This window comes from Streptomyces sp. NPDC005551 (assembly GCF_042871785.1).
GTDB lineage: Bacteria > Actinomycetota > Actinomycetes > Streptomycetales > Streptomycetaceae > Streptomyces.
Genome location: NZ_JBIAJE010000006.1, coordinates 228,231 through 252,299, shown reverse-complemented (window position 1 = coordinate 252,299; position 24,069 = coordinate 228,231). Strand labels below are relative to the sequence as shown.

At 72.9% G+C, this 24,069-nt stretch carries 14 protein-coding genes; 4 read left to right on the top strand and 10 right to left on the bottom strand.

Going from position 1 to position 24,069, the window contains the following annotated elements; all coding sequences use genetic code 11:
• Nucleotides 1–147: 147 nt before the first annotated feature.
• Nucleotides 148–390: a mycoredoxin gene (locus ACFYP4_RS19165; RefSeq protein ID WP_358850171.1), complete on the top strand. Its 243-nt coding sequence runs from the start codon at nucleotides 148–150 to the stop codon at nucleotides 388–390.
• Between the two features lie 259 nt (nucleotides 391–649).
• Here the strand turns inward: ACFYP4_RS19165 and nudC are convergent, their stop codons facing one another.
• The 5 genes from nudC to ACFYP4_RS19140 form a co-directional block, all read right to left on the bottom strand.
• A complete protein-coding gene (gene nudC / locus ACFYP4_RS19160) occupies nucleotides 650–1,600 on the bottom strand; it encodes an NAD(+) diphosphatase (protein WP_388786440.1) in 951 nt (316 codons plus the stop codon).
• A 107-nt stretch (nucleotides 1,601–1,707) separates the two neighbouring features.
• Entirely contained in the window at nucleotides 1,708–3,120 is a 1,413-nt protein-coding gene (locus ACFYP4_RS19155; RefSeq protein ID WP_388786438.1) for a dipeptidase, read from the bottom strand.
• Between the two features lie 10 nt (nucleotides 3,121–3,130).
• Nucleotides 3,131–6,742 (bottom strand): UvrD-helicase domain-containing protein, encoded by a 3,612-nt coding sequence (locus ACFYP4_RS19150; protein ID WP_388786436.1) that lies wholly within the window; start codon nucleotides 6,740–6,742, stop codon nucleotides 3,131–3,133.
• A gap of 283 nt (nucleotides 6,743–7,025) precedes the next feature.
• A complete protein-coding gene (locus tag ACFYP4_RS19145; RefSeq protein ID WP_388786434.1) occupies nucleotides 7,026–10,421 on the bottom strand; it encodes an ATP-dependent helicase in 3,396 nt (1,131 codons plus the stop codon).
• A 326-nt stretch (nucleotides 10,422–10,747) separates the two neighbouring features.
• Nucleotides 10,748–11,113, bottom strand: a complete 366-nt coding sequence (locus ACFYP4_RS19140; protein WP_358850176.1) for an MGMT family protein — start codon at nucleotides 11,111–11,113, stop codon at nucleotides 10,748–10,750.
• A gap of 186 nt (nucleotides 11,114–11,299) precedes the next feature.
• Between ACFYP4_RS19140 and ACFYP4_RS19135 the strand changes: the two genes are divergently transcribed.
• The 3 genes from ACFYP4_RS19135 to ACFYP4_RS19125 all read left to right on the top strand — a co-directional run bounded on the left by ACFYP4_RS19135 (nucleotide 11,300) and on the right by ACFYP4_RS19125 (nucleotide 17,428).
• Nucleotides 11,300–14,047, top strand: a complete 2,748-nt coding sequence (locus ACFYP4_RS19135; protein ID WP_388786432.1) for a lysylphosphatidylglycerol synthase domain-containing protein — start codon at nucleotides 11,300–11,302, stop codon at nucleotides 14,045–14,047.
• Nucleotides 14,048–14,207: 160 nt separating this feature from the next.
• The gene (locus tag ACFYP4_RS19130; protein WP_388786430.1) at nucleotides 14,208–15,755 is read left to right on the top strand and encodes an alpha/beta hydrolase; all 1,548 of its coding nucleotides are present in this window, start codon (nucleotides 14,208–14,210) and stop codon (nucleotides 15,753–15,755) included.
• Between the two features lie 116 nt (nucleotides 15,756–15,871).
• Nucleotides 15,872–17,428: an alpha/beta hydrolase gene (locus ACFYP4_RS19125; protein WP_388786428.1), complete on the top strand. Its 1,557-nt coding sequence runs from the start codon at nucleotides 15,872–15,874 to the stop codon at nucleotides 17,426–17,428.
• Between the two features lie 109 nt (nucleotides 17,429–17,537).
• Here ACFYP4_RS19125 and moeZ read toward each other — a convergent pair whose 3' ends face one another.
• The 5 genes from moeZ to ACFYP4_RS19100 all read right to left on the bottom strand — a co-directional run bounded on the left by moeZ (nucleotide 17,538) and on the right by ACFYP4_RS19100 (nucleotide 23,905).
• The gene (moeZ, locus tag ACFYP4_RS19120; RefSeq protein ID WP_358850180.1) at nucleotides 17,538–18,716 is read right to left on the bottom strand and encodes an adenylyltransferase/sulfurtransferase MoeZ; all 1,179 of its coding nucleotides are present in this window, start codon (nucleotides 18,714–18,716) and stop codon (nucleotides 17,538–17,540) included.
• 99 nt (nucleotides 18,717–18,815) lie between these two features.
• Nucleotides 18,816–19,565, bottom strand: coding sequence for a spherulation-specific family 4 protein (locus ACFYP4_RS19115; protein WP_388786426.1), 750 nt, complete (start codon nucleotides 19,563–19,565; stop codon nucleotides 18,816–18,818).
• Nucleotides 19,553–20,512 (bottom strand): NAD-dependent epimerase/dehydratase family protein, encoded by a 960-nt coding sequence (locus ACFYP4_RS19110; RefSeq protein ID WP_358850182.1) that lies wholly within the window; start codon nucleotides 20,510–20,512, stop codon nucleotides 19,553–19,555. The genes ACFYP4_RS19115 and ACFYP4_RS19110 overlap by 13 nt, the downstream gene beginning before the upstream one ends.
• Nucleotides 20,513–20,654: 142 nt before the next feature.
• A complete protein-coding gene (locus ACFYP4_RS19105; protein WP_358850183.1) occupies nucleotides 20,655–22,001 on the bottom strand; it encodes a hypothetical protein in 1,347 nt (448 codons plus the stop codon).
• Nucleotides 21,998–23,905 carry a DUF3492 domain-containing protein gene (locus ACFYP4_RS19100; RefSeq protein ID WP_388786423.1) on the bottom strand — a complete coding sequence of 636 codons (1,908 nt, stop codon included), beginning with the start codon at nucleotides 23,903–23,905 and terminating at the stop codon, nucleotides 21,998–22,000. The genes ACFYP4_RS19105 and ACFYP4_RS19100 overlap by 4 nt, the downstream gene beginning before the upstream one ends.
• Between the last annotated feature and the right edge of the window lie 164 nt (nucleotides 23,906–24,069).

Here is a 24,069-nt window from a genome sequence, read left to right as displayed (position 1 = left end):
CGGTCCGACGTAGTGCGGGACCCCCGCCGTCCAAGGGGCAACGCGCCGCCCGCGAGGCCCGCGAGACCCGCGGGCGGGAATGGCGGCCGGGTCACGTACGTTCCACTCACTGCGAACCGCACCCTGCCGCGAAGGAGCACAACGAAGATGTCGGGCACTGTGACGATGTACAGCACCACGTGGTGCGGCTACTGCCGTCGGCTCAAGAGCCAGATGGACCGGGAGGGCATCTCGTACAACGAGGTCAACATCGAGCACGACCCGGATTCCGCGGCGTTCGTGGAGAAGGCGAATGGCGGAAACCAGACGGTTCCGACCGTCCTCTTCCCCGACGGCTCGACCCTGACGAACCCTTCGCTGGCGCAGGTCAAGCAGAAGATCAGCGCGTAGTCCGAGCGGGGCCGGCCCGCGGCCCGACGGCCGCGGCCGGTCCGGGGACCGCCGTCCCTCGTACGTGCCGCCCGACGGCTTCCGTGCCCCGCCCGCGCGGTGCAATGGGCGGGCGTTTTCGTGCCAGACCCGCGCCCCGCGGTGGCTGGCGGCTTCCAAGCCCATCCCGCGCCCCGCGGTGGCCGACAGCTGCCGTGCCCGGCGCGCGCGGCGCGGTGGACCTCCGCGGCGCGGCGGACCTCCGCCGGCGCGGCCGACCTCAGAGCGCCGAGCCGCCCGGGCGGGGCAGCGGCTTGCCGTACCAGAGCTCGATCAGCCGGGCGGCGATCGAGATGCCGTACGGAGGCAGCACCTCACCGGACTCGAAGGCGGCCCGCAGGTCCTCGCGGGAGAACCAGCGCGCCTCTTCGATCTCCTCGCCGTCGACATTGATCTCCGCCGACGTGGCGCGGGCCATGAAGCCCAGCATCAGGCTGGAGGGGAAGGGCCAGGGCTGGCTGGCGACGTACTCGACCTCGCCGACCGTGACACCGGCCTCCTCGAAGACCTCACGGCGCACCGACGTCTCGATGGACTCGCCGGGCTCGACGAAGCCCGCGAGCGTGGAGAAGCGCCCCTCGGGCCAGTGCACCTGGCGGCCCAGGAGGATGCGGTCGTCGTCGTCCGTGACCGCCATGATCACGGCCGGGTCGGTGCGCGGGTAGTGCTCGGCCCCGCAGGCCGGGCAGCGGCGGATGTGACCGGCGGCGGCGATGACCGTGCGCTCGCCGCAGCGCGAGCAGAAGCGGTGCAGCCGCTGCCAGTTCTCCAGGGCGACCGCGTGCACCATCAGGCCCGCGTCGCGGGGGGACAGCAGCAGCCCCGCCTCGCGCAGCCCCGCCGGGCGCGCGGACTGGTCCATACGGCCCGGCAGGGCGTCCTTCTGCAGGGCGAAGTAGCTCACGCCGTCGTCGTCGGTGCCCAGGAAATAGCGGTGCGCCTCGGTGAGCGGGGCCTCGAAGGACGGGGTCATGACGAGTTCGGTGGTGCCGTCCGCCGTCTCGTCGATGAGGACCTGGCCGCCCGAGACCACGAAGGCGCGGGTGGTGGGGTGGCTCCACGCCGCCGCGAGCCAGGCCTCGTCGAGGCGGTGGTGGGCCGCCCGGTCGATGCCGCTCGGTGCGGTGAGCGAAATGGGTCGGTCGGCGGTGCGGTCGGTCCAGGTGGTCACGGGTGCTTCCAACTCCCCCGGTGGAACGGTTATTTCGACGGGCGGTTCGGCAGGGTCTGCGGCGGGACGGGTCCGGACGTCGTTCTTCAGCACGTGGCCGGGCCTTCTCAGTGTGCCTCGCCCCAGTTCTCGGCCAGGTCGCCCCACAGGTGGGCGGTGGTTTCGACGCCCTTCATCAGGAGATCGAGTTCCACCTTCTCGTTGGGCGCGTGCCAGCCGTCGGACGGGACCGAGATGCCCAGGAAGAGGACGGGCGCCCCCAGGACTTCCTGAAGGTCCGCGGCGGGCCCCGAGCCGCCCTCACGGGTGAAGCGGACGGGCTGCTCGAAGGCGCGGCCCATGGCGCGTACGACGGACTGCAGAGCCGGGTGGTCGAGCGGCGTCAGGCAGGGGCGGGTCGCCGCGCCGAACGTGATCTCGTGCCGGATCCCGGCGGGCAGCCGGCCGGCCGCCCAGGCGCGTACGGCCTTCTCGATGCGGTCCGGGTCCTGTCCCGCGACCAGCCGGAAGGAGAGCTTCACCGTGGCCGAGGACGGGATGATCGTCTTGCTGCCGGGTCCCTGGTAACCGCCGCCGATGCCGTTGACCTCGGCGGTCGGGCGGGCCCAGATGCGCTCCAGGGTGGTGTGCCCGGCCTCTCCGTGGGTCGCCGCCGACTTCGCCGTACGCAGCCACCGCTGCTCGTCGAAGGGCAGTTCGGCGAAGAGTTCCCGCTCACGGTCGGTGAGTTCGACGATGCCGTCGTAGAACCCGGGGACGGCCACGCGCGCGTGCTCGTCGTGCAGCGCGGCGACGAGGCGGGCGGCCTCGGTGGCGGGATTCGGCACGGCGCCGCCGAAGGAGCCGGAGTGGATGTCCTGCTGGGGCCCGTACAGCTCGATCTCACACTCGGCCAGACCTCGCATGCCGGTGCACACCGTCGGGGTGTCCTCGGACCACATGCCGGTGTCGGAGACGATCACCGCGTCCGCGGCGAGCCGGTCCGCGTGCTTCTCGACGAGGGCGCGGAAGTGCGGCGAGCCGGACTCCTCCTCACCCTCGATCAGCATCTTCAGGTGCACCGCGGGGGTCGTGCGTCCCGTGGCGGCGAGGTGGGCGCGCACCCCGAGTGTGTGGAAGAGCACCTGCCCCTTGTCGTCGGCCGCGCCCCGCGCGTGGAGCCGGTTCCCGCGGACGACCGGTTCGAACGGGTCGGTGTCCCAGCCGTCCTCGCGGGCCGCGGGCTGCACGTCGTGGTGCCCGTAGACGAGGACCGTGGGTGCCTGCGGGTCGGCGGACGGCCACTCGGCGAAGACGGCGGGGGCTCCGGGCGTCTCCCAGACCTCGCTGGTCGGAAAGCCGGTCTCCCTGAGTGCGGCGGCGAGCCAGTCGGCGCTGCGTGCCACGTCCGCGGCGTGGTCGGGCTGGGCCGACACCGAAGGGATCCGCAGCCACTCCGCGAGGTCGTCGAGGAAGGCGGCGCGGTGCGCGGCGATGTACGTGCGGACGGCGCTGACAGCGCTGTCAACGGGCTTGCTCATGGCCACGAGCCTATCGGGCCGCGCCGACACGCTCGTCCGGCGGATCCTCCGGAGCGTCCTCGGCGGGGTCGTCCAGGAGCAACCGCTCCAGTGCGGGCCGGTCGGGGAGCCCGTCGAGGCGGACGGCCTCCCCGCTGCGGACGTACAGGAAGGTGGCCGTGACCGAGGTGAGGGGTACGCCCTGCTGCTCGGCCCAGGCCAGCCGGTACACGGCGAGCTGGAGGGGATCCGCGGTGCGGGTACGGCTCGTCTTCCAGTCGACGATCTCGTACGTCGTGCGGTCGCCGTCGTCCTCCCGGTAGACGGCGTCGATGCGACCGCGCACGACGCGGCCGGCGATGGCCAGCTGGAAGGGGGTTTCGACGCGGTACGGGGTGCGGTGCGCGTACGCGCTGCGTTCGAAGGCCTCCTTGAGGGCCTCCAGGTCGTGCTCGTCGGCGATCTCGGCCTCGCTGCCGGGCAGCTCGTCCGGTTCCAGCATGGGCAGCCGCAGCGCTTCGAAGCGGGATTCGATCCAGGCGTGGAAGCGGGTGCCACGGCGGGCGGCCGGCTGGGGCGGGCGTGGCATGGGGCGGGCGAGTTCCTGCGCGAAACCGTCCGGGTCTGCGGCCAGGCGCAGCAGCTGCGACGCCGTCAGCGACGCGGGCAGGGGTACGTCGGTGACGCTCGCGCGGGCCCGCAGGAGTTCGCCGGTGAGGGCCTCCAGGTCACGGTCCCAGGAGGCGAGGGTGCGGGCTTCCTCCGGGGTGAGGGGCGCGGTCGAGGGCGCGAGTCCGTCGTCGGGACCGGCGGGGTGGGCACGCGCGTGGGGGATGACGGGCCGGTCACCCTCGTCCTTCTGTCCGTGCTCGTGGGTGAGCGGTGCGCGCGCGTGGGGCGCCCCGGAAGGCCGGTCCGTGGTCCAGGAGTCCCAGTCGGAGGCGGCCTCCTCGGAGGTGAAGGGGTCCCCGTCGTGGTTCCTGTCCGGGTCGGGGAACTCGTCGTCGTCCGGTGGCGGTGGCCAGTCCGGGGCGTCGTGCGAGGAGGGGTCGTGGACGGCGCCGGGCCGCGCGGTCCCCGGGTGGGCGTCGTCATGGGAGGCGACGCGCTCCAGGTGGGCCAGGACGGTCTCCGCGGCTGCGCGCCGCCGGGCCAGCGCCACGTCGTCCAGCGGGAGCGGCCACGCGTGGTCCGCGGCGGCCTCGTGCAGGGCGGGGTTCTCCTCGTCCTCCGCGGGTTCGTCGGCCCAGACCTCCGTCTCGCCGTACCCGGACGCGCAGTGCTCGTACAGGGCCCGCAGGAAGTCCGAGGGACCGCGCGGGCGCTTCTGCGAAGGCCCCCACCAGTGGCCGGAGCCCAGCAGCAGCGAGCGGGGGCGGGTGAACGTGACGTAGCCGAGGCGCAGTTCCTCGGTGTGCTGGTGGTCCTTCATGGCCTCGTGGAAGGCCTTCATGGCCCGGGCGTCCCAGGCATGGATGTCGGGCAGGGTGTCGGCGTCGCCGCGCAGCTCGTGCGGCAGGACCTTTCCCTGGGCGGTCCACTTCTCGCGGCCCGGGGTGCTGGGGAAGGTGCCGGTGACCAGGCCCGGTACGGCGACGACGTCCCACTCCAGGCCCTTGGACTTGTGGGCGGTGAGCACCTTGACGGTGTTCTCGCCGCCCGGGAGGGCGTTGTCGAGGCCCTTCTCGTACTGCGCGGCCGTCCGCAGGAAGCCGAGGAAGGCGAGCAGGGTGGCCTCCCCGTCACCGGCCGCGAAGGAGGCGGCGACGTCCAGGAAGTTGGAGAGGGTCTCGCGGCGGCGGGCGGCCAGGGCGTGTGGGGACGCCGACAGTTCGACCTCGAGGCCGGTGACGGCGAGCACGCGGTGCAGGACGTCCATCAGGGGGTCGGACAGCGAGCGGCGCAGGTCGCGCAGCTCGGCGGCGAGCCGTGCGAAGCGCACTCTGGCGTCCGGCGAGAACGGCAGCCCGTCGTCCTCGGCCTCGGCGCCGAAAGGCGTCTCCAGGAACGTGTCGAGGGCGTCGGCGAGCGATATCACCTCGGCGGGGTCGACTCCTTCGACGGCGGCGGCCAGCCGGCGGTCGGGGTCGTCGTCGTCCCCGCGCGCGTGGGACACGAGCAGACGGGCACGCCGCCCCAGGAGCGCGAGGTCGCGCGGGCCGATCCGCCAGCGCGGGCCGGTGAGCAGGCGGACGAGGGAGGCGTTGGCGCCGGGGTCCTGGAGGACTTCGCAGACGGCGACCAGGTCGGCCACCTCGGGCAGGTGCAGCAGACCGGAGAGGCCCACCACCTCGACCGGGATGTCGCGGGCGACGAGGGCGCCCTGGATCTCGGCGAAGTCGGTCGCCGTGCGGCACAGCACGGCGATCTCGCCGGGTGCCTTTCCGGTGCGTACGAGGTGGGCGATCGAGTCGGCGAGCCAGGCCATCTCCTCGGCGTGGGTGCGCAGCAGCGCGCAGCGGACCATGCCGTCGCGCTCGGCTCCGGGGGCGGGGCGCAGGGCCTCCACGCCCGCGTGCATCGCGCGCAGTGGTTCCGCGAGGCCGTTGGCGAGGTCCAGGAGGCGGCCGCCGCTGCGGCGGTTCTCGCTGAGCGACTGACGCGTCGCGGAGCGGCCGTCGGCGCGCGCGAAGTGTTCGGGGAAGTCGTCCAGGTTGGCGACGGAGGCGCCGCGCCAGCCGTAGATCGCCTGGCAGGGGTCGCCGACCGCGGTCACCGGGTGGCCGGTGCCACCGCCGAACAGCCCGGCCAGCAGGACACGCTGAGCCACCGACGTGTCCTGGTACTCGTCGAGCAGGACCACGCGGAACTCGTCGCGCAGGATCGCGCCGACTTCCGGACGGGTGCGGGCCAGGGTCGCCGAGAGGGCGATCTGGTCACCGAAGTCGAGCAGGTCGCGCTCGCGCTTGGCCGTGCGGTAGCGGCCCACCAGTTCGGTGAGCTCCCGCCGGGCGGCGGCGGCCTCGGGGACCTTGCGGAGGTCGGCGTTGGTGAGCTTGGCGTCCTCCAGCGAGCGCAGCAGCTCGGCGTCGTACGCCCGCAGGTCCTCGGGGCGTACGAGGTGTTCGGCGAGCTCGGAGTCGAGCGTGAGGAGGTCGCTCACCAGGTCGGGGAAGGAACGCGTCAGGGCGGGGTAGGGGCCCGGGGCCTCCCGGAGGACCCGCGCGGCGAGCTGGTAGCGGGTGGCGTCGGCGAGGAGGCGTGCCGTGGGTTCCAGCCCGATGCGCAGACCGTGGTCGGTCAGCAACCGGCCGGCGAAGGCGTGGTACGTGGAGATGACGGGTTCGCCGGGAGGGTTGTCCGGGTCGATCACGTCGGGGTCGGTGACACCCGCCTTGATGAGTGCCTTGCGGACGCGCTCGGCGAGCTCACCGGCCGCCTTGTTGGTGAACGTCAGGCCGAGCACCTGTTCCGGGGCGACCTGGCCGGTGCCGACGAGCCATACGACGCGGGCCGCCATCACCGTGGTCTTGCCCGACCCGGCTCCGGCCACGATCACCTGCGGAGCGGGCGGTGCGGTGATGCACGCCGTCTGCTCCGGGGTGAACGGGATGCCCAGGAGCTCCTTGAGCTGCTCGGGGTCGGTGATACGGGCTGGCACGTCTGAGAGGCTAGCGGCGCCCACTGACAGCGAGGACCGCATCGGCCGACGGGACGGAAGAAGTGCTGGTCAGCTCGGGGGGTGCGGTACGTCACCCGGGCCGCGTGGTGCGGTACGTCACCCGGGCCGCGTGGTGCGGTACGTCACTCGGGCCGCGCCGGCGGTATCCACGCCGTGCGGCAGGTCACCCGGGGGCCGCGTCGGTCCGACGCCGTGCGGCACGCCACCCGGGCCCGTGTCCGACGTACCGGCGCCGCGCGCGGTACCTCACCGGGGCAGGTCACTCCGGCACGACATCCCTGGGCCGCCTGCTGAGCGGTTGCGGTCACTCGATCACCTGCCGGCCTTCCGGCCGCGCGCTGCACGACGCGCGGAACGCGCAGTGCGTGCAGTGCTGCCCGGCGGCCGGGGTGAACCGCTCGTCGAGGACCTTGCCCGCGGCGGTGGCGAGGAGGTCGCCGACCCACTCCCCCGCGAGCGGCTCCTGGGCCTGCACCTTGGGGAAGGCCTCGCCGCCGTTCTTCTTGGCGGCGCCCTGTCGCAGCTGGACGAGTTCCGCGCCGCCGGTCTCCGGACGCACGCCGTCGAAGACCTCGTCGACCGCCCCGTGGTTCACGGCCAGCTGGTAGACGGCGAGCTGCGGGTGGCGGGCCACGTCCGCGGCGCTCGGTGCCTGCTTGCCGGTCTTGAAGTCCACGACGTAGGCACGGCCCTCGGAGTCCGTCTCGACGCGGTCCATGGAGCCGCGGATGCGCACTTCGTAGGAGCCCGCTTCGAGGGTCACGTCGAAGTCCTGCTCGCTGGCCACCGGCGTACGGCCGGTGCGGTCCATGACGTGCCACTTCAGGAAGCGTTCGAGCGCCACGCGCGCGTGTTCCTTCTCCTGCGACGACTTCCAGGGCGCGTCGAAGGCGAGCGCGTTCCACACGGAGTCCAGCCGCTCCATGAGGACGTCGAGGTCGGCGGGGGTGTGCCCGGAGGCCACCTCGTCGGCGAGGACGTGCACCACGTTGCCGAATCCCTGGGCGGCCGTCGCGGGGGCGTCCGCCTTCACCTCGCGGCCCAGGAACCACTGCAGGGCACAGGTGTTGGCGAGCTGGTCCAGGGCGCTTCCGGACAGCACGACGGGGTGGTCGCGGTCCCGCAGCGGCACCTTGCTCTCGGTCGGCTCGTACATGCCCCACCAGCGGTAGGGGTGCGCGGACGGCACCAGGGGGCGGCCGTCCTCGTCGCCGAGCGCGGCGAGCCTCGCCAGGCGGCGGGCGGCGGCCTCCCGGAGGGTGTCGGAGACGCGCGGGTCGACGGTGGTCGCCCGCAGTTCGGCCACCAGGGCGGCCACGGACAGGGGGCGGCGCGGGCGGCCCGTCACGTCCTTGGGCTCGACGCCGAGCTCGGTGAGGAAGCGGGAGGGCTGGTCCCCGTCGTCCGCCGGGGCCTTCACCGCGGTGACGACGAGGCGTTCACGCGCGCGCGTGGCGGCCACGTAGAACAGCCGGCGCTCCTCGGAGAGCAGCGCTCCGGGCGTCAGGGGCTCGGCGAGGCCGTCGCGTCCGATGCGGTCGGCCTCCAGCAGGGAGCCGCGCCGCCGCAGGTCGGGCCAGAGTCCCTCCTGGACGCCGGCGACCACGACGAGCCGCCACTCCAGGCCCTTGGAGCGGTGCGCGGTCATCAGGCGCACGGCGTCGGGGCGCACGGCCCGGCGGGTGAGCGTGTCGGCGGCGATGTCCTGGGCGTCGATCTCCTCCAGGAAGTTGAGGGCGCCGCGGCCACCGATGCGTTCCTCGGCCCGGGCCGCGGTCGCGAAGAGCGCGCACACCGCGTCGAGGTCGCGGTCGGCGTTGCGCCCCGCCGCGCCGCCGCGCCGGGCCGAGCGCTCCAGGCGCTGCGGCCACGGTGTGCCCTCCCACAGGTCCCAGAGGGCCTCCTCCGCCGTGCCGCCGCCCGCGAGTCGTTCGCGTGCCTTGCGCAGCAGCGCGCCCAGGCGTTGTGCGCCCCTGGCGTACGCCGGATCGTGGGCCACCAGCCGTTCCGGTTCGGCGAGTGCACGCCTCAGCAGTTCGTCGGAGGGCGGGGGCACGTGGTTGCCTCCGGCGCGCTCCTCCTCACGCAGGGCACGGCCGAGGCGGCGCAGGTCGGCGGCGTCCATGCCGGCGAGGGGCGAGGTGAGCAGGGTGAGCGCGGTCTCGGTGTCGAGCCAGGCTCCCACCCGACCGGAGGCGGCCGTTCCGGAGTCCGCCGGGGTCGACGGCGCGGGCGCCTTCGGGTCCGTCAGCTCCGCGGGATCCGCAGGCTCGGTGGGGTCCGCGGAGCCGACGCCCACCGTTTCCGCCGCCGCCGTCGCCACCGCCCTCAGGGCCGCGAGCAGGGGTGCCACCGCCGGTTCGTGGCGCAGCGGCAGATCGTCGCCGTCGATGTCCAGGGGGACGCCCGCGGCCGTGAGAGCGCGCCGGACGGCGGGGATGGTGCGGGAGCCCGCGCGCACCAGGACCGCCATCTCGCCCCACGGAACGCCGTCCTCCAGATGCGCGCGGCGGAGGATGTCCGCGATGTTGTCCAGCTCCGTGCCCGGTGTCGGGTACGTGTAGACCTCGACGCGCCCTCCGCCGCGGACCGGCGTGAGCTCGCGGTGGGCGCGGACCTTCTCCGCAGGCAGGCGGGTCAGCGGCATGCGCTGGGTGACCAGACGCGTGGCACCGAGCAGGGCCGCGCCCGAGCGGCGGGACGTGCCGAGGACCGCCACCGGCGCCGGGCTTCCGTCCACGCGCGGGAACGCGTGCGGGAATTCCAGGATGCCGTTCACGTCGGCACCGCGGAACGCGTAGATCGACTGGTCGGGATCGCCGAAGGCCACCAGGGTGCGGCCGCCTCCCGCGAGGGCGTGCAGCAGCCGTACCTGTGCGGGGTCGGTGTCCTGGTACTCGTCCACGTAGACCGCGTCGTACTGGGCGGCCAGCCGTTCGGCGACCTCCGCCCGGCCGGCGAGCAGCACCGCGCGGTGGACGAGTTCGGCGTAGTCGAGCACTCCCTGCATGTCGAGCACGTCGAGGTACTCGGCGAGGAAGGCGGCCGCCGCCCGCCAGTCCGGGCGGCCGATGCGTGAGGCGAACGCGTCGAGGGCGTCGGGGCTCAGTCCCAGCTCGCGGCTGCGGGCCAGCACCGCGCGGACCTCGTCCGCGAAACCGCGGGTGGTCAGGCAGGCCCGCAGTTCGTCCGGCCAGCGCACGTGCGCGAGGCCGAGCCGCTCCAGGGCGGGCTGCCCCGCGAGCAGCTCACGCACCGCCACGTCCTGCTCGGGACCGGACAGCAGCCGCAGGGGCTCGGCGAACAGGTCGCTGTCCTGATGGGCGCGGACCAGGGCGTAGCAGTACGAGTGGAACGTGGTCGCCCGTGGGGCGCGCGCGGCTCCGATGCGCAGCGCCATGCGGTCACGCAGCTCGACGGCCGCCTTGCGGCTGAAGGTCAGCACCAGGATGCGCTGCGGGTCTCCGCCCCGGGCGACGCGTGCCGCCACCGATTCGACGAGCGTGGTCGTCTTGCCCGTGCCGGGGCCGGCCAGAACGAGCAGCGGGCCCCCCGTGTGGTCAACCACGGAGCGCTGCGCCGCGTCCAGACGAGGGGGATCCGGCCGGGCCGGCGGGGTACGCACCAGTCGGTAGGCGCCACGGGTCCCCTGGCGCACCTGGTGGTGCGACAGGCGCCTGGTGGAAGAGGAGGAGCTCACGTGGTTCGCCGGTCCTGGTGGTTGTGCGTTCGGTCACTGCGGGCGCTGAGCGCCCTCGTTCAGGGGTGGTCGGGCGTCCGGTACGAGGGCCGGCGCGTGCGGGAGGGGGTGACAGCGGGGTGACGGAGACGCGCGTCGCCGGTGCCACACCGGTGGACACCCGGGAAGACGCTACGCCGGTGGACGCCGTGGAAGGAGGGCTTCCCCCCCATGCCGCGTGCCCCGCGCGTCCCTCGCTGCTCGAACGTACGGCATGCCGCGCGGGTGCCCGACTTCCCCCGTACGGGCCACAGGTTCCCCGTTCGCCCGTCCGATGGCGGAAGCTGTCAGGTGTGACCTTCCGCGCGCTCGCCCCCGTCCCATCTGGCCCGTCTCATGTCGACGCGCGGCAGATGACCTTCGGAGGTCCGGCCGGCTTCCTTCAGGGGCGTGCCCTCCGCGCGGTAGTGGCTCAGCGCCTCCAGTTCGTGGCCGGGGACCAGCACCCCGTCCGCGCGGATGACGCGCCACCACGGGACCGCCCCTCCGTACAGGGCCATCACCCGGCCCACCTGACGCGGGCCGCCCTCGTCCAGCCATTCGGCGACGTCCCCGTACGTCATGACGTGCCCGGACGGGATCAGCTCGGCCACGTCGAGCACCCGTTCCGCGTACTCCGGCAGGGCGTCCGCCGGAAGGCTCTCCTCACTCATCCGACCCATCCTGCCCCACCCCACCGACAACGCGACGCGGCGGTCACGGGGCGCAGCACTCGCCCCGAGGACCTGCTTCCGGCAGACGGTGCGCCCCCCGTATTGCACCCTCCTGCCCCCGTGTCCCGGCCGGGCATGCCACCATCGTGCGGGCGGTGACAGGTGATACGAGATCAAGAAGAGACGATGAAACAGCAGGGTGTGCACCCCGAGGACGCGGAGGGCACCTCTGAGTCGTCGTCGCGCCCGGACACCACTCGGGCAGGCGACCGAGCGCCCACGAACCTGGCTGCGGACGACGTGAGCGGACAGAGCGCCGACTGCGCCGAGGACCCGCACAACGACGAGGTCGAGGGCGACGAACCGCTGCTCCCCGCGCGCGTGCACCGCCCCTCGGACCTGATGCGGCTCCTCGTGGGGTTCCTCGCGATCGTGCTGCTGCTGGCCGTCGCCGCGTTCGCCCACGGCACCACGTCGGGGCTCGAACAGGACATCAACAAGGGCACCGGCCAGGCACCCGACCTGCTGATCAAGATCGCCGGCCTGGTGTCGAGCATCGCGATCCTCCTGGTGCCGGTCGCGTTCGCGATCGAGCGGCTGATCAAGCGGGACGGTCTGCGCATCGCCGACGGTGTGCTCGCCGCCGTCCTCGCGCACGGAGTGACGCTCGCCACCGACCTGTGGGTCGCCAAGGCCGCGCCGCATTCCATCCAGGAAGCGCTCACCCAGCCCTCGCCCGGCGATGTCCACGCCCTCACCGACCCGGTGCACGGCTACCTCGCGCCCGTCATCGCCTACATGACGGCCGTCGGCATGTCCCGCCGGCCGCGCTGGCGTGCCGTGCTGTGGGTGGTGCTGTGCCTGGACGCCTTCTCGATGCTGGTCACCGGCTACACGACACCGTTCTCGATCCTCCTGACCGTGCTGATCGGCTGGACGATCGCCTACGGGACGCTGTACGCGGTCGGCTCGCCGAACGTGCGGCCGACCGGCCGGACGCTGATGGCGGGGCTGCGGCACGTCGGTTTCCACCCGGTGAGCGCGGCCCGCGACGAGGCGCCGGACACCACGGACAACGGCGACCGTGGCCGGCGCTACTTCGTCACCCTGGAGGACGGCCCGCCCCTGGACGTCACGGTCGTCGACCGGGAACAGCAGGCGCAGGGCTTCTTCTACCGCGTGTGGCGCCGGCTGACGCTGCGCGGCATCACCACGCGCCGCAGCCTGCAGTCCCTGCGCCAGGCCCTGGAGCAGGAGGCGCTCCTCGCGTACGCGGCCATCGCGGCCGGTGCCAACGCGCCGAAGCTGATCGCGACCTCCGAACTCGGCCCCGACGCGGTGATGCTGGTCTACGAGCACACGGGCGGCCACACACTCGACTCGGTGCCCGACGACATGATCACGGACGACCTCCTGCGGGACACCTGGCATCAGGTCCAGGCGCTCCAGTCGCGGCGCATCGCGCACCGCAGGCTCGCGGGCGACGCCATCCTGGTGGATCGTTCCGGCACGGTGATCCTCACCGACCTGCGCGGCGGCGAGATCGCCGCCGGTGACCTGGTGCTGCGCATGGACATCGCGCAGCTGGTGACGACGCTCGGGCTGCGCGTAGGCGCCGAGCGGGCGGTCGCCTCGGCGGTCGGTGTGCTGGGCCCGGACGCGGTCGCGGACTGCCTCCCGCTGCTCCAGCCCATCGCGCTGACACGCTCCACGCGCGCGACCCTGCGGAAGCTGGCCCGTGAGCGTGCCCAGCGCGAGCGCGACGCGGTCCTGGACGCCTCCCGGCAGGACAAGCTCGCCCGCACCGAGGAGGCCCACGAGCACACCGGGCCCGTACTGGAGAAGCCCGACAAGAAGGCCGTACGTGCCGAGCAGCGGGCGGAGAAGCGGGCGATCGACGACGCTCTGGAGGAGGCACGCGAGGAGGACCTGCTCACCCAGATCCGCCACCAGGTGCTGCTGATCAGGCCGCAGGCGCCGGTCGAGCCGGCCCGCCTCGAGCGCGTCCGGCCACGCACGCTGATCAGTTTCATCGCCGGCGCCATCGGCGCGTACTTCCTGCTCACGCAGCTGACCCACATCGAGTTCGGCACCCTCTTCGACAGCGCCGAGTGGGGCTGGGTCGCCGCGGCCGTGCTGTTCTCGGCGCTGAGCTACTTCGCGGCGGCGATGAGCCTGCTCGGTTTCGTACCGGAGCGGGTGCCGTTCATGCGGACCGTGGCAGCGCAGGTCGCCGGTTCGTTCGTGAAGATCGTGGCGCCCGCGGCCGTGGGCGGAGTCGCCCTCAACACCCGCTTCCTGCAACGCGCGGGGGTCCGTCCCGGGCTCGCGGTGGCCAGTGTCGGCGCGTCGCAGCTGTTCGGGCTCGGCTGCCACATCCTGATGCTGCTGTCGTTCGGATATCTCACCGGCACCGAGAAGACCCCCTCCCTGTCGCCGTCCCGTACGGTCATCGCCGGTCTGCTGACGGTCGCGGTCCTGGTGCTCGTGGTCACCTCGGTGCCGTTCCTGCGCAAATTCGTCGCCACGCGCGTGAGGTCGCTGTTCGCCGGGGTCGTGCCGCGCATGCTCGACGTGCTCCAGCGGCCGCAGAAGCTGATCACCGGCATCGGCGGCATGCTGCTCCTCACCGCCTGCTTCGTGATGTGCCTGGACGCGTCGATCAGGGCCTTCGGCCACGAGGAGACGACCACCCTCAGCCTCGCCAGCGTCGCCGTCGTCTTCCTGGCGGGCAACGCGCTCGGCTCGGCGGCGCCGACCCCGGGTGGCGTCGGCGCGGTCGAGGCGACGCTGACGGTCGGCCTGATCGCCGTCGGGCTCCCCAAGGAGGTCGCGGCACCCGCGGTACTGCTGTACCGGCTCCTGACGCTCTGGCTCCCGGTGCTGCCGGGGTGGCTGTTCTTCAACCACCTGACCCGCAAGGGCGCGCTCTAGCCTGTCGCGGGCAGTCCTCACGAGCCCTCGGGGCATCCGTACGACCCCCGGGTGATCCCTACGAGCCTCCACGTGATCCGGTCGAACCGCCCACGGCCGCTCCTCACCCGCACGGCCCGCGCCCCGAGCGTCCCGCCAGGCGCGACCTCAGGATGGGATCATGCCGAAGCCGCCCCGACTGCGCGCCGCTGCCCTCACCACCGCCGCCCTCCTGCTGTCGTCGCTGATGACGGGCTGCAGTGACGACGACTCCAAGGACGAGGACCTGACGGTTCAGAAGCTGAGCTGGAAGGACTGCCCCGCGCCGTCCGCGTCCGAGGGCGGCGGCAACGCACCCTCGCCGCTGCCGGGGGGCGCCAAGTGGCAGTGCGCCACGATGAAGGCGCCACTCGACTGGGACAAGCCCACCGGCGACACGATCGGCATCGCCCTGATCCGGGCCGGGACCAGCGGCGACAGGAGCAAGCGCATCGGCTCGCTCGTCTTCAACTTCGGCGGCCCCGGCGGCTCCGGAATCACCGCGCTGCCCGCCTTCGGCGAGGACTACGCGAAGCTGCGCACCCGCTACGACCTGGTGAGTTTCGACCCTCGCGGGGTCGGCCGCAGCGCGGGCGTGAAGTGCGAGGACGACCAGCAGCTCGACGAGTACTTCGAGCAGGACGCGACGCCGGACGACGCGGCGGAACGCGCCGCGCTGCTCGACAACACCAAGCAGTTCAACGCGGCCTGCGAGAAGAACTCGGGCCGGACCCTGCCGCACGTGCGGACGACCGACGCGGCCCGTGACATGGACCTGATGCGGCAGGTGCTCGGCGACGACAAGCTGTACTACTTCGGCATCTCGTACGGCACCGAACTGGGCGGCGTGTACGCGCACCTGTTCCCCGGGAAGGTGGGACGTGCCGTCTTCGACGCCGTCGTCGACCCGACGCAGACGCCGGAACAGGGCTCTTTGGGACAGGCCAGGGGTTTCCAGCTCGCGCTCGACAACTTCGCCGAGGACTGCACCTCGAAGACGGAGGACTGCCCGGTCGGCGACTCCCCGCAGGACGTCAAGGACCGCATCGCGAAACTGCTGGCGGACCTCGACCGCAAGCCGATTCCCGGCGTCTTCCCCCGTGAGCTCACCCAGACCGCGGCGACCAGCGGCATCGCCCAGGCCCTGTACTCCAAGGACTTCTGGGAGTACCTCACGCAGGGCCTCGAGGAGGCGTACGACGGTGACGGCAAGGTGCTGATGCTGCTGTCCGACTCGATGAACGGGCGCAACGAGGACGGCGAGTACAGCAACATCACCGCGGCCAACGTCTCCATCAACTGCGCCGACGACAAGCCGCGCTACACCACGGCCGACGTGGAGGCGAAGCTGCCTGAGTTCCGGTCGGCCTCGCCGCTGTTCGGCGACTACCTGGCCTGGGGCATGGTCAGCTGCAGTGACTGGCCGGTGGCGGGCGCGGCCGACCACCCCGACGTGAGCGCGCCCGGATCGGCGCCGATCCTCGTCGTCGGCAACACCGGCGATCCGGCCACACCCTACGAGGGTGCGAAGAAGATGGCGGACGCGCTGGGCCGGTCGGTGGGCGTCCAGCTGACCTACAAGGGCCAGGGGCACGGGGCCTACGACAGCGGGAACAAGTGCGTGCACAACGCGGTCGACGGCTATCTGCTGCAGGGGAACGTGCCCTCCGCCGGAACCATCTGCTCCTAGAAAACAGCAGGTCAAAGCGTTATCCACAGGCTCCGACGGCGGTCGGGCGCAGGCGCCTACTATGGCCTGCATGTGATCCGCGACTTCGAGCGGATCACTGCTGAGGGGGAGAGCGCATGACACGTTTCGCACGATGGACGGCGGCCGCCGCCGCCGCTCTGCTGGTGGCCGGCTGCAGCGGGGGCTCCTCCGGTGAAGGCAAGAACACGTCCGGAGGACAGGACCGTTCCGGCTCGTCGGCCACGACACCCTCCTCCGGCGCCTCGCCGCGACTGCCCTCGTCGCTGACCTCGCAGCGACTGGACTGGGGCGCCTGCAAGGGCACCTCGGAATCCCCCGCCCCGGGCGATGCCTGGCAGTGCACGAAGCTCAAGGTGCCTCTCGACTACGCCCAGCCCGACGGCAGGACCATCGACCTCGCGCTGATCCGTGCGAAGGCGGCCGGCGACGGCAAGCGACTCGGCTCCCTCGTCTTCAACTTCGGCGGCCCGGGCGCCTCGGGCGTCGCCAGGATGCCGTCGTACGCGAGTACGGTCTCGAAGCTCCACCAGCGCTACGACCTGGTGAGCTGGGACCCCCGCGGAGTCGCCGCCAGCGAAGGTCTGCGCTGCCGCAGCGACAAGGAGATGGAAGCCGCCGAGTCGGTGGACGCGACCCCGGACGACGCGACGGAAGAGACGGCCTACCTCAAGGACGCGACGGACTTCGGCAAGGGCTGCCTGAAGAACGGCGGGAAACTGATGTCGCACGTCTCGACGACGGACACAGCCCGCGACCTGGACCTGATGCGCCAGATCCTCGGCGACCCGAAGATGCACTACTTCGGCATCTCGTACGGCACGGAGCTGGGCGGGGTGTACGCCCATCTGTTCCCCGAGCACGTGGGGCGGGTGGTGCTGGACGCCGTCGTCGACCCGAGCGCCGACACGGTGGGCCATGCCAAGAACCAGACCCGCGGCTTCCAGCGCGCTCTGGACGCCTACCTGAAGTCGACCGGCCAGGACCCGAAGCGGGGCTCCCAGAAGATCGTGGACCTGCTGGAGCGGATCGACGCGAAGCCGCTCGCGGCGTCCTCCGACCGCAAGCTCACCCAGACCCTGGCGCTGACCGGCATCGTCCTGCCGCTGTACAGCGAGCAGGCCTGGCCCACCCTGACCAGCGCCCTGAAGGCCGCCGAAGGCGGAGACGGTTCACAGCTGCTGACGCTGGCCGACGGCTACAACGAGCGTGACGCCTCCGGGCACTACGGCACGACGGCCCATGCCCAACGAGTCATATCGTGCCTGGACGACAAGCAGCGGCTGACGCCCGAGGAGGCAGAGGGGCTGCTGCCGGACTTCGAGAGGATCTCGCCCGTCTTCGGCGACTTCATGGGCTGGGACACGGCGGGCTGGTGCCACGACTGGCCGGTCGCCGGGCAGTACGACACGCCGGAGGTCAGCGCGCCCGGGTCGGCTCCCGTCCTGCTCGTGGGCAACACCGGGGACCCGGCGACGCCCTACGAGGGTGCCCGCAAGATGGCGGACGAGCTGGGGAAGGACGTCGGCGTGCTCCTCACCTGGAAGGGCGAGGGCCACGGGGCGTACGGGAGCGGCAGCGACTGCGTCGACTCCACGGTGAACGGCTATCTGCTGGACGGATCGGTGCCGAGGGACGGCAAGGTCTGCTCGTAGCGCGCCGGGATTCGCTCGTAGAGGGCGGGGCTCCACGGAGAGGGGCCCGGCACACGCGGTGCCGGGCCCCTGCCGAGAAGCCGGACGTCCGACGGACCGGCGTGGACGCCTAGTAGATGGGCTTGTCCGGCTCGATCTGGTGGACCCAGCCGATCACGCCACCGCCGACGTGCACCGCGTCGGAGAAGCCCGCCGACTTCAGCACGGCGAGGACTTCCGCACTGCGGACACCCGTCTTGCAGTGCAGGACGATCTTCTTGTCCTGCGGGAGGCTCTCCAGGGCGGTGCCCATGAGGAACTCGTTCTTCGGGATCAGCCGGGCACCGGGGATCGAGACGATCTCGTACTCGTTGATCTCGCGGACGTCGATGATGTCGATGTTCTCGCCGTCGTCGATCCACTCCTTGAGCTGCTTCGGAGTGATCGTCGCGCCGGCGGCCGCCTCCTGGGCCTCCTCGGACACGACGCCGCAGAAGGCCTCGTAGTCGATGAGCTCGGTGACGGTGGGGTTCTCACCGCAGACCGCGCAGTCCGGGTCCTTGCGGACCTTGACCTGGCGGTACTGCATCTCCAGGGCGTCGTAGATCATCAGACGGCCGACGAGCGGCTCGCCGATGCCCGCGAGGAGCTTGATGGCCTCGTTCACCTGGATGGATCCGATGGACGCGCACAGCACGCCGAGGACCCCGCCCTCGGCGCAGGAGGGGACCATGCCGGGCGGCGGGGGCTCCGGGTAGAGGCAGCGGTAGCAGGGGCCGTGCTCGGACCAGAAGACCGAGGCCTGGCCGTCGAAGCGGTAGATCGAACCCCATACGTACGGCTTGTTGAGCAGCACGCACGCGTCGTTGACCAGGTACCGGGTGGCGAAGTTGTCCGTGCCGTCCACGATCAGGTCGTACTGGCTGAAGATGTCCATCACGTTGTCGGCTTCGAGCCGCTCCTCGTGAAGGACCACGTTCACGTACGGGTTGATGCCCAGCACCGAGTCACGCGCCGACGCGGCCTTGGAGCGGCCGATGTCCGCCTGGCTGTGGATGATCTGGCGCTGCAGGTTCGACTCGTCGACCTCGTCGAACTCCACGATGCCGAGCGTGCCCACGCCCGCGGCAGCCAGGTACATCAGGGCCGGCGATCCGAGGCCGCCGGCGCCCACACAGAGCACCTTGGCGTTCTTCAGCCGCTTCTGCCCGTCCATTCCGACGTCCGGAATGATCAGGTGGCGGGAGTACCTGCGGACCTCGTCTACGGTGAGCTCGGCAGCCGGCTCGACCAGGGGTGGCAGCGACACGGTTACTCCGTTAATCGGTCAATCAATGGGTGTCCCCCTGCTCGGGCGCAACCGAGACCGGGGGAGGTCGTTCTCCCTGTAACACTGCCACGCCCTTCTTCATTCCGAGACACCCGTTCCGACTCGCGAGACGATCTCGTCCCAGTAGCCGGGCAGGCTCGCCCACGGGTCGGCGCGCCCGCCGTCGGCGGTGTGGTCGGTGAAGTAGATCGTCGACGCGCCCTGCCAGCGGGCGAGGCGCAGGGCCTCTTCGAGATGGCCGCGCGGGACGCCGTGCACGAAGTGGCAGAAGCGCTCGGGCGGATGGGCGGCGGTCCACTCGGCCGCCTGCGACCAGCGGTAGTCGCCCCAGGAACCGGAGAAGGTGACCAGCTGGTCGGCGTCCTCGGCGTATCCGGCGTACGGGTGCGTGCCGTGACCGAGCACGATGTGACCTCGCTCGCACAGCGCCCGGAGCGTGGTCACCATGCGGCGGACCTCGGGGAGCGCGGCGCGCTCGGTGGGACACCGGTCCAGGAAGAAACCGTCGGTGCGGTACCAGTCGAGGTAGCGGTGGGCGTCGGAGACCAGTTCGCCGAAGGTGCGGGCGCCGTGGGCGGTGTCCAGGTGTCCCAGCACCCGGACACCGGCGTTGCGCAGGCGTCCCGCCGTTTCCAGGCAGCGGGGGTCGGGGCGCGTGCCGGGCCCGTCGGCGACGTTGAGGACGACCCAGTGCAGGGGGGTGGCGGGGCGGGTCAGCTCGCCCCACTCCAGCGGAGCGACGAGGGGGTGCGCGTAGCCGGGGACGCCGAAGCCGAGTCCCACGCCGGTGCTCGCGGTGCCCGCCGCGGAGCGGGTCAGATACGGCATGCCGCCTCCATCCAGATGTCGGCGAGGGATTCCTCGAGGTTGATGCGGGGCCGCCAGCCGAGGCGGTCGCGCGCGGTGCGGACGTCGGCCTGCTGCCAGCTGCCGCAGCCGTCCGGGTAGGGGAAGGCGGTGGGGGGCACGTGGTCTGGTTCGTTGCGGGGGTGGATGATGGACGGCCTCATCGGCCCCGGCGGCCCGTCGAGCTCGTGCAGCGCGCCGCCGTAACCCGCCACCCGGGCGAGGACTGCGGCGGCGTCGCGGAGGCGTACGGCGCGGCCCGAGCCGATGTTGATGACGCCCTGGGCGGCGGAGAGGGAGGCGGCGTGGACGGCGCGGGCCACATCGCGGACGTCGATGAAGTCGCGCTGGACGCCGAGGCCGCCGAGTTTGAGTTCGCCGTCGCCGGACTGGATGGCGCGGCGCATGGCCTCGGCGAGACGGCCGAGCGGAGATCCGGCGGGGGTGCCGGGGCCCGCGGGCGAGAAGACGCGGAGTACGACGGCGTCCAGGCCGGATCCGAGGACGAGTTCGGTGGCGGCGAGTTTGCTGACGCCGTACGGGCCGCCGGGGCGCGGTACTGCGTCCTCCGCGGTCGAGGAGCCGGGCTGGCTCGGCCCGTACTCGGCGCCGCAGCCGATCTGCACGAGTCGTGCGCCGCAGCCGCTGCGGCGCAGGGCCTCGCAGACGGTGGCGACGGCGACGGTGTTGTGCCGGATGAGTTCGCGGGCGCCGCCGCGGGTGGCGCCCGCGCAGTTGACGACGACCCCGGGGTGCACCGCGTCCAGGAAGCGGGTGAGCGCGCCGGGGCTGCCGGAGGCGAGGTCGAACCGTACGTCGGCGTCGTCGCCGCGGCCGAGCGCGGTGAGCTGGACGGCCGGGTCGGCGAGCAGCCGGTCGGCGACGAAGCGGCCCAGGTATCCGTTGGCTCCGATCAGCAGGACCCTCATCGGGCGGCTCCCGGGGCGGACTCTCCGGTTCGGGAGGTGATCATCTGGCGTTCTCCTTCAGGGGTGGTGCCGTGGATCGGGAGTGGGGCCCGCGGTGTCGGCCCCGCGGGAGAAAGGGGGTGCGGGGACCGGGAGCCGGTCCTCACGGGGTGGCTCCGGCCGGTGTGGCGTGGGCGGAGGCGCGGGTCAGGGTGCGGGTCGCGTGGACCAGAAGAACGAGGGCGGCCGCGCCGCACACCACGGCCGGGACGGCCCCCGGACCGCCCGCCCGGACGAGGGTCTCGACCGGCGTGGCGAGGGACGAGCAGCCGGGGAGGCGGCTCGCGAAGACCGTGGACAGGGCGGTCGCCTCGCTCGCGCCCGCGGCGGCGAGGACGACGGCGGGGGCGTGGGTGAAACCGTGCGCGGTGAGCAGGCGGGCGAGCAGGAGCAGTGCTCCGAGAGCCCCGGCTCCGCCGAGGGCGGCGGGCTCGCCCAGGACCGTCCCGCACAGGGCGAGCAGCCCGGCCAGGGAACAGAGGTAGAGCCCGAACGTCCCCAGGAGCAGCGGCTTCACGGAGGCGGCGAACTCCTCAAGACCGCGGCTGACGGTCAGCCTGCGCCGGGCGCGTACGGAGAAGAGGTGCGTGCACCAGGCCGCGGGGGCGCAGGCCAGCGCGAGGGCCAGGAGCGGCGCGACGGCCGGGGGCCAGGCACCGTCGGGGCCGCCCGCGAGGCCGGCGCTCAGCAGTCCGTCGCCGAGGAGGGCGTACGCGAGGAGCCAGCAAGTCCACGCACGTGGGGTGCTGCGGTTCGGGGCGCTGAGGGGTCCGCGGCGCAGTGCCGCCCGGAGGCCGAGCGCGACGGCCAGGACACCGGTCGCGGCCACGGCGAGGCGCGGCCGGCCGTCGGTGAGGCGCAGGCCCGCCACGGTGGCGGCGCACAGGGCGCCCGGCAGCAGGGCGAGTACGGCCCAGCGGGCGGGCGCGCCGGACGCGCCCGTCTGCTCGGGCCGCGCCGTCGGATCACCGTCGCGCGGCACGCGGGCGTACATCTCCTCCGCCAGCGAGAAGACGTCCCGGTGCCGGAAGCGGGCGGCGGTCCGGTCGGTCACGCCGTGCGCCTCCAGGCCCGCGGCGATCTCCAGCGGGTCGACGGCCCGTGCGCACAGTTCGCGGTGCCGGTGCATGAGCGCCTTCACGGGGTCGACGGCGCCTCGACGGCCCACCGCCCTGTGCGCGGCGCCCCCGGCGCCCTCGCTCCGGCCGCCCGGGCCCACGCGCCCCACATCCGGCACGCCCAGATCCGCCGCACCCTTCACCTGCGGCACCTGCTGACCGGCCTCGCCCTCGACATGCGGCACGTCCGTACCGACCGCAGCCGCACCCTGCGCCGCCGGCACGTGCCGGCCGCCCGCGCCCACGCCCCTCACATCCGGTTCGACCACTTCGTCCCGCGTGTCCTTCACACCCGGTTCGCTCAGGCCGCTCACTCCGCCGTGTTCGCTCATCGCACGCACTCTCCCGCGGGGACCGCCGGGACGACGGCAGCCGAGACCGCCGGGACGACGACGGAAGCGGCGGGGACCGCGGCGACCGTTGTCGCGGTCACCGTGGCCCGTACCGGTGCTCCCGCCGCCCAGCGCGGCCGGCCCGCGGACATGAGGCGGGACTCGGTCCAGCGGCCGGGCACATGGGCCTCGGCGGGCATGCCGAACGGCAGGGGCTCACCGGCCTCGCCGACCACCATCCGGCGCACCGGGGAGTGCGAGACGATGTCCAGGTAGATGCCGTGAAACGCCTCGACGTTCTGCTCGACGGTGAACAGTTCGAGAGCCCGGGCGCGGGCGGCGGCACCGAGTCGCTCACGCCGTTCCGGGTCGCGCAGCAGTGCCACGCACGCCTCGGCCAGCGCCCGCGGATTGCGCGGGGGCACCACCAGCCCCGTACCGCCGATGACCTCGACGACCGCGCCGACGTCCGTGGAGACCGTGGCGCGTCCGCAGAACATGGCCTCGACCAGGCTGACCGGGAAGCCCTCGACGACGCTCGACAGGACGACGACGGCCCCGGCCGCGTACGCCTCGGCGAGGCTCGGGACCTCGGGGCCGCCGATCTCCTCGAAGGAGACGGGGTTGTCGCCGACCGCGTGCACGCCCTCCGCCTCGTCGGGGAAGAGCTGCGCGGCCAGGGCCTGGCAGTGACCGAGGTAGGCGGAACCCTCGGCACCGGCGGCGGCACCGACGATCCGCAGCCGCGTCTTCGGCTCCTCCCTGCGGATCTCGGCGAAGGCGTGGAGCAGGGCGATCAGGTCCTTGGCCGGTTCGATGCGGCCGACCCAGACCAGCGTGTCCGGGTCGGCGACCGGCGTGTCCGGGTTCGCGCCCGCGGCGCCCTCCGCGTTCTCGCCGACCTGGGCGAAGCGGGAGGCCTCCATGCCGGGGTAGACCGTGCGCAGCTTGGCGCGGTCGGCGCCGCAGCGCTCCTGCCAGCGGCGGGCGTGCGTGTTGCCGGGCGTGATGACGGCGGCCCGGCGGTAGACCTCGGCGGCCAGGGCGCCGTGGAAGGCGGCGAGGAGCGACCGTACCGCCGGGGGTGCCTGGCCGGAGGCCAGGTAGTGGGCGCGCAGCTGGACTCCGTACTCGGTGACCAGCAGGGGCACGCCGGAGAAGTGGCGGGCGAGCAGGCCGGGCAGCGCGGCCGAGCCGCCGGCCGCGGCGTGGCACAGGTCGACCGAGCCGAGCCCGTCGTCCTCGTACCAGTCGAGGGAGAGGGGGCGCAGCGCCCGCTCGAAGTGGGCGGCGACGGCGAGCAGGTCCGGGATCCCGGCCATGCGGGCGGCCCTGAGCGCACCCGGCGCACGACAGGCGCTTTCCAGGGCGCGTACGGCGGTCTCGGAGCGCAGGGCGCCGACCAGTCCGCCCTCGTCGCGGGCGAGTTCGGCGAGGGCGTACAGGGCACTGCCGAAACGGTCCGCCTCAAGCGCTTCGCGGGTTCCGGAGACGGCGGATGTCCCCGTGCCGGCGGCGGATGCCTCCGTACCGACGGCGGATGCCTCCGTACCGGCGACGGATGCCTCCGTACCGGCGACGAGTGCAGGCATACCGGCGGCGGTGAGCGCGGGCCCCGCGCAGACCACCGCGGCCAACTCTCCGTACGCCTCGGCGAAGCGGCGGCGCGCCCGCCGTCCGAGGACCGCGCCGTCGTCCTCGGCCGTCCACAGCGGCGCGGTGCGCACCCGGCTGACCTGGGGCGGCAGTTCGACCCAGCCCTCGCGCTCCTGGTGCTCGCTGCGGCTGAGCGCGTAGATGTCGAACTCGTGCTGCCGGAGCCCGCGCACGAGCCGGTCGCACCAGAGCCTGGCATCACCGCTCACATACGGATAGCCACCCTCCGTAAGCAGTCCGATGCGCACGAGTGCACCCCCGATCTCCCGTATGGGGAGCCGCCGTTGGTCCGGCGGCTCGCAGCGGGAAGAACGTATGCGGACATGACGGTGGCGCGACGGACGGTTGTCCGCCGCGCCACCAGAAGGGGTGAACGGTCGTAACTTTCCCGCACGGGCGGCGTTCGGTCGCG